Below are 3441 nucleotides of genomic sequence, written 5' to 3'. Positions count from 1 at the left end.
GATCAGTCTTCGCGGCGCAGGTGCGGGAAGAGGATCACGTCGCGGATGTTCGGGCTGTCGGTCAGCAGCATCACCAGGCGGTCGATGCCGATGCCACAGCCGCCGGTCGGGGGCATGCCGTATTCGAGTGCGCGGATGTAGTCGGCGTCGTAGAACATGGCTTCCTCGTCACCCGCGTCCTTCTGCTCGACCTGCTTGCGGAAGCGTTCGGCCTGGTCTTCGGCATCGTTCAGCTCGGAGAAGCCGTTGGCGATCTCGCGGCCGGTGATGAACAGCTCGAAGCGCTCGGTGATGCCCGGCATCGTGTCCGAGCCGCGTGCCAGCGGCGACACCTCGACCGGGTAGTCGATGATGAAGGTCGGCTCCCACAGTTGCGACTCGGCCGTTTCTTCAAACAGCACCAGTTGCAGCGTGCCCACGCCGGCGTTCAGGAACTGGGGCGCATTGGTGTCGATTTTGAACTTCTTCAGTTCGGCGCGCAGGAAGTCGGCATCGGCCAGTTGCGCATCCGTGTACTGCGGCGCGTACTTCTGGATTGCCTGGCAGATGGTCAGGCGGTGGAACGGCTTGGCCAGATCAAGCTCGCGGCCCTGGTAGGTCAGGGTGGCGGTGCCCGAGGCGTCGATCGCGGCCTGGCGGATCAGGTTCTCGGTGAAGTCCATCAGCCAACGGTAGTCCGTGTAGGCCGCGTAGAACTCCATCATCGTGAACTCGGGGTTGTGTCGCGGCGACACGCCCTCGTTACGGAAGTTGCGGTTGATCTCGTACACGCGCTCGAAGCCGCCGACCACCAGGCGCTTGAGGTACAGCTCGGGCGCGATGCGCAGGAACATCTGCATGTCCAGCGCGTTGTGGTGCGTGGTGAACGGCTTGGCCGCCGCGCCACCCGGGATCGGGTGCAGCATCGGCGTCTCGACTTCCATGAAGTCGTTGCCGGCCATGAAGTTGCGCAGCGACGCGATGGCCTTGGTGCGTGCGCGGAACGTCTTGCGCGTGTCCGGCGAGACGATCAGGTCGACGTAGCGCTGGCGGTACTTCTGTTCCTGGTCGGCCAGGCCGTAGTAGTCGCCCGGCAGCGGACGCAGGCTCTTCGAGAGCAGGCGCAGCTCGGTCACGGCCACCGACAGTTCGCCGGTCTTGGTCTTCATCAGCGTGCCGCGCGCGGCCACGATGTCGCCCAGGTCCCACTTCTTGAAGCTGGCGTAGACGTCTTCACCGATGGCATCGCGGCTGATGTAGAACTGGATGCGGTCGGTGCTGTCCTGCACGGTGGCAAAGCTGGCCTTGCCCATCACGCGCTTGAGCATCATGCGGCCGGCCACGGCCACCTGCACCGGCTGGGCTTCCAGCGCGGCTTGCTCGGTCTCGCGGTACTCGGCTTGCAGATCGGCGGCGTGATGCGTCGGGCGGAAATCGTTGGGGAAGGCGATGCCTTGCGCGCGAATCGCAGCCAGCTTCTCGCGGCGCTCGGCGATGATCTGGTTGTCGTCCTGCGCTGGCACGGCGGGGGTATTCGGTTCGGTCATGATCGTTGTGTAGGGAAAGTCGTGTCAGGTCAGGCGTAGTTGCGCAGGTCGTCCAGCTCGGTGGCGCCGAAATCCGGGCGCGCGAGGTAGGCGGCGATGCGCTGGGCAGCGTCTTGCGGTGAGACCAGCTCGCCATGCGCATGCAGATCGCGGAAGCGCTGCACGCCGGCAAAGTCGGTGCCGCGGATGGTGCGTTGCATGTCGGTGTCGAGCACGCCCGGCGCGAGCGAGACGGCGCGCGTGCTGGTGTCGCCCTCGGCGTTGATGGCGCGCACGAGCATGTCGAGCCCCGCCTTGCCGGTGCAGTAAGCGGCCCAGCCGGCGACGGGCCGGCGCGCGGCACCCGACGAGATCGCCAGGATGCGGCGCTGGGCGCCCCAGCCGGCGGTGCCGCGCAGCAGGGCAGCAGTCATTGCCATCGGGCCGGCCAGGTTCAGCTCCAGGTGCGGCAGCAGGGTGTCCGCATGCAGTGTCTGGAGCGCACCGATCGGCTCGACCATGCCGGCGTTCAGCACCAGCGCCACCCGCTTGTGGGCGGGCAGGGCGGCCAGCGTTCGGGTCATCCAGGCTTCGGACCCGCGCACGTCGGTCAGATCGCACTGGTGCCAATCGAGCGTCACGCCGGCACGTTCGGCCTGCGCGCGCAGCGCCGGGTTGTCGCCGCGCGCCACGCACAGCAGCCGGTGGCCCGGCTGCAGCAGCGCCTCGGCCAGCGCGGCGCCCAGCCCGCGCGAGGCGCCGGTCAGGATGAACAGGGACGTGTCCGCCATGGCAGTGGGCCTCAGGTTAGACGCCTTGCTTCAGGCTGGCCTCGATGAACGGATCGAGATCGCCGTCGAGCACCTTCTGCGTGTTGGAGATTTCCACGTTGGTGCGCAGATCCTTGATGCGGCTCTGGTCCAGCACGTAGGAGCGGATCTGGTGGCCCCAGCCCACGTCGGTCTTGGCGGCTTCTTGCGCGTCAGCAGCGGCCTGGCGCTTGCGCAGCTCGTGCTCGTACAGGCGCGACTTCAGCATCGTCATCGCTTCGGCGCGGTTGCGGTGCTGCGAGCGGTCGTTCTGGCACTGCACGACGATGCCGGTCGGGATGTGCGTGATCCGCACGGCCGAATCGGTCTTGTTGATGTGCTGGCCGCCCGCGCCGGATGCACGGTAGGTATCGACGCGCAGGTCCGCCGGGTTGACCTCGATCTCGATCGAGTCGTCCACTTCCGGATACACGAAGATCGACGAGAACGACGTGTGGCGCCCGCCCGCCGAGTCGAACGGCGACTTGCGCACCAGGCGGTGCACGCCGGTCTCGGTGCGCAGGAAGCCGAAGGCGTACTCGCCCTCGACCTTGATCGACGCGCTCTTGATGCCGGCGACGTCGCCTTCGGACTCTTCCAGCACTTCGGTCTTGAAGCCCTTGCGCTCGCAGTACTTCAGGTACTGGCGCAGCAGCATCGACGCCCAGTCGCACGCCTCGGTGCCGCCGGCGCCGGCCTGGATGTCGATGAAGCAGTTGGCGGCGTCCATCGGGCCGGAGAACATGCGGCGGAATTCCATGTCTTCGACAATGGCGCGCATGCCGGCGGTGTCGGCCTCGATGGCCTCGATGGTGTCATCGTCGCCCTCTTCGCGGGCCAGCTCGAACAGCTCGGCGCCACCGTTGAGGTCTTCGTCGAGCTTGGTCAACGCAAAGACCACCGCTTCGAGCGATTTCTTCTCGCGGCCCAGCTCCTGGGCGCGTTTCGGGTCGTTCCAGACCTCGGGGCTTTCGAGCTCTTTGTCGACTTCGACTAGACGTTCAGATTTGACGTCGTAGTCAAAGATACCTCCGAAGTTCGTCGCCGCGCGTCTTCAGGTCGGCCAACGTGTTCTGGATGGCATTGAGGCGTTCTGCTTCCATGGTGCAAAAATCCGGTCGGAAACC

General features: G+C 66.2%; 3 protein-coding genes. All 3 read right to left on the bottom strand.

Annotation, left to right across the window (positions count from 1 at the left end; genetic code table 11):
• Window positions 1–2: 2 nt before the first annotated feature.
• The 3 genes from lysS to prfB all read right to left on the bottom strand — a co-directional run bounded on the left by lysS (window position 3) and on the right by prfB (window position 3417).
• Window positions 3–1526, bottom strand: a complete 1524-nt coding sequence (lysS, locus tag QZ609_RS25490) for a lysine--tRNA ligase (RefSeq protein ID WP_295500992.1) — start codon at window positions 1524–1526, stop codon at window positions 3–5.
• A 29-nt stretch (window positions 1527–1555) separates the two neighbouring features.
• A complete protein-coding gene (locus QZ609_RS25485; RefSeq protein WP_295500990.1) occupies window positions 1556–2296 on the bottom strand; it encodes an SDR family oxidoreductase in 741 nt (246 codons plus the stop codon).
• A 16-nt stretch (window positions 2297–2312) separates the two neighbouring features.
• Window positions 2313–3417 (bottom strand): peptide chain release factor 2 gene (prfB, locus tag QZ609_RS25480; RefSeq protein WP_295500988.1). Its coding sequence is split into 2 segments (ribosomal slippage): window positions 2313–3335 and window positions 3337–3417, totalling 1104 coding nucleotides; the frame shifts between segments, so codons are not numbered across the junction.
• Window positions 3418–3441: the final 24 nt, after the last annotated feature.

The sequence above is a fragment of the uncultured Ralstonia sp. genome (genome assembly GCA_913056305.1).
In the GTDB taxonomy this organism is placed as follows: Bacteria; Pseudomonadota; Gammaproteobacteria; order Burkholderiales; family Burkholderiaceae; genus Ralstonia.
Note: the sequence above shows the minus strand (reverse complement) of the source record. Positions and strands in the feature narration are given on the sequence as shown.

Coding starts and splice junctions, on each gene's coding strand:
- lysS (WP_295500992.1), bottom strand. CDS start 1,526: ATGACCGAACCGAATACCCCCGCCGTGCCAGCGCAGGACGACAACCAG.
- QZ609_RS25485 (WP_295500990.1), bottom strand. CDS start 2,296: ATGGCGGACACGTCCCTGTTCATCCTGACCGGCGCCTCGCGCGGGCTG.